This is a genomic window from Kitasatospora sp. NPDC058243, from assembly GCF_042882025.1.
Taxonomy (GTDB): Bacteria; Actinomycetota; Actinomycetes; order Streptomycetales; family Streptomycetaceae; genus Kitasatospora.
This window is the reverse complement of record NZ_JBHVWW010000001.1, coordinates 247,787-250,461: the sequence shown is the minus strand read 5'-3', so window position 1 is coordinate 250,461 and position 2,675 is coordinate 247,787. Positions and strand designations below refer to the sequence as shown.

The following is a 2,675-nucleotide window of genomic DNA, read 5'->3' as shown; positions in this document are numbered from 1 at the left end:
CCCCCTCCCCCCCCCCCTCCCCCCCACCCCCCCCCCACACCTCGCCTGCACTTTTCTCCCCCCCTCCCCCACCCCCCACACCCTCACCCCCCCCCCCCCACGCCTGCGCTGGTTCACCCAGGACGGCCGGAGCGGCGCCGACAGGGCGGTGGGAAGCAGCGTGATCACTCCGGCCCGACACTCACCAGGTGATCAGCGCGTAGGCGGGGCCGCCTGCGGCACCGGCCGCCCCGGTGGCCCCGTTGGCACCGCTGGATCCGTTGGATCCTCCGCCGATACCGCCGGCGCCGTTGCCGCCCTGGCCTCCGCTGCCTCCGTTGCCACCGTTGCCACCCGTGCCGCCGACACCGGTCCCGGCGGGCGGGGTCAGCGCGCCGACGGCCCCGGCGCCTCCGGCACCTCCCGCGCCTCCTGCCCCGCCCCGGCCACCGGCCTCGCCCCGGCCGGAATGACCACCGCGCCCGCCCTGGCGGCCGGTGACACCCGCACCGCCCGCGCCGCCGCCCTGCCCCGCGGATCCGAGGCTGCCGGACAGGGCTGTCCCGTTGGTACCGTCGCAGTAGCCCGATGAGCTGCGGGTGTCCGCGGCACCCCCGGTGGACGTCCCGCCCGGCGTGCCGCCCGCACCCCCGGGGTTCGTGTCCCCGGTCCCCCCGCCGTCACCCCCGCTGCCGGCGCCTCCGGCCGGGCCTGCCCCAGCCGGGGTGCCCTCAGCGCCCCCGCCGTTCGCCTGCGCCCCGTCACCGGTGAGCGGATCAAACACGTCCACATCCGTGCCGTGCCTGGGTCCGTACGTGGCCCGGCCTCCTTCGCGTCCGGCGGCCCCTGACCCGCCGTTGGTGAGCACGATTCCGCCGTCGCCACCACCGCCCCCGGCCCCGCCGCCCCCCGGACGCGACTCGGGGCTCGTGGAGAATTTGACCTCCAACGTGAACCCGGGGGTGGCGGGAAGCGTGCAGGCGACATAGCCGCCGCCACCACCGCCGCCGCCACCACCGCCGCCGCCGCCTCCAGCCCCACCGCCGCCACCGCCCCCTCCCAGCGTGTCGGGGATCGCCAGATTCGAGCCGCCGCCACCCCCGCCACCGGCCCCGCCGCCACCACCGCTACTGGCCGCACCCGGCCCGCCACCGCCCCACAGGTACACGGTCACTGACGTCACCCCCGCCGGAACCGTGAACTCTCCGTTCCCGGTGAACGCCATCTGATTGCTCGGCTGCGTCGGCTGAGAGACGGTCTGCCGGGCCTGGGCGTAGGCCGCGCCAGCGGGAGACGGCGTGGCGAGGGCGCCCGCCATGGCGGCCAGGACCACGAAGGCCGAGGACACGGCGGGCATCCGCCGCGGTCTGCCCGGGCCAGTGGGAGCGAACGGTGTACTCACGGATGTTCTCCTTCGGTGAGGCTGCTTCGGCCTGGCGGCGAGTGCCCCGGACACCTCAGGCCTTGTGCCAGACCGATGGCCTCACCGACGCAAGTAAATCGTGCACAGATCACCTTTGGCTTGACAGCAGTGCAGGCCAATCAGGTGGCGCCTGGCGGCGCGATGCGGCGAACGGCGGGGAAGGGGCCGCACACGAGACGACCAGCGGCACCGACCCGCACGGCCGCCCCTGGCCGGAGCTGATTCCCGATCACCGGCCAGTCCTGGCCGCCCCGCCGCCCCGGCTGCCCGCTGGTCCTCGAAGACGGCGGTTGTGCCCTCGTTGTGGTGTAGCCGATCAACCAAGCGTCGCGTTGGTGGTGCTGGGAAGCGCGGGGGCGCTTTTGGGGAGCTTGTCGGGGTAGAGCTGGTCCCTGCTTCCTTCGGGCAGGTGGCTGCGGGAGAAGGCGATCCACTCGTCGTGCAACTCGAAGAGCACGGCAGCGGCCAGCCGTAGGAGAGCCTCTCCGTTCGGGAAGGCCTGAACGACGTCGGTGCGGCGTTCGCACAGGTGACCTACGGCAACTCCTTTGGTGAGACGTTCACTGGTGGCGGAGACGGGGCTGGTGGAGGCGGAGGCGCCGGCCAGAACCACCCCGCCCCCGTCCTCAGGACCGGCGGCCCCGGCACGGCAGGCACCGCAGGTGGCAACGGCTGCATCACCCTCACCTTCTGACACCGTTCTCAAGCAGCACTGCCGGCTTCGGCGCTTCAGGGTGAGGGCCGTGGAAGGCCGAGAGCGAGGCCGACGGCCGCGAGGAAACCGTCGAGGATCGCGGAGCGGTACCGCAGACGTTCGAGTCGGTTACGCAGGAGAGCTTCGCGTCGGCCGGGCGCGACGTGGGGCCAGGCTGTACTGCACGTGCGCCCGGAGGTGCGCGACCACGTTCAACTCCGGCGCGTACGCGGGTAGGAGGAAGACGGCCAGCCACTCGCACTCGTCGATCAGCCGACGCATCTCGTGGGGGGACGTGGATGTTCGGGCGGTCCCCGTATGTGGCGCGGGCAAGGTGGCGCTCCACGGCGTCGGACTGCTGGAGCTTCGCCCGCAGGCGACTTCACCCTTGGTCCAGTGCCTGACGGCCGAGCACGTCACTTCGCACCTGCCTGGGCACGTGAGTCAGTACCCCGACAGCCGGCGCCGTCCGCGTGCTGGGAGGGTAACAGGGGATGCGGTTCACGGTTGTTTTTTGGCTATGGTAGCACCGGGAGGGCCTGCGGTCTCTACGGTCCGTGTGCGGACATTTCCGGGGGT

1 protein-coding gene is annotated in these 2,675 nt (G+C 73.1%); it reads right to left on the bottom strand.

Annotated elements, in window-relative coordinates; all coding sequences use genetic code 11:
• Positions 1 to 1,718 precede the first annotated feature (1,718 nt).
• Entirely contained in the window at positions 1,719 to 2,015 is a 297-nt protein-coding gene (locus ACFVX9_RS01025) for a transposase (RefSeq protein WP_387979743.1), read from the bottom strand.
• Positions 2,016 to 2,675 lie beyond the last annotated feature (660 nt).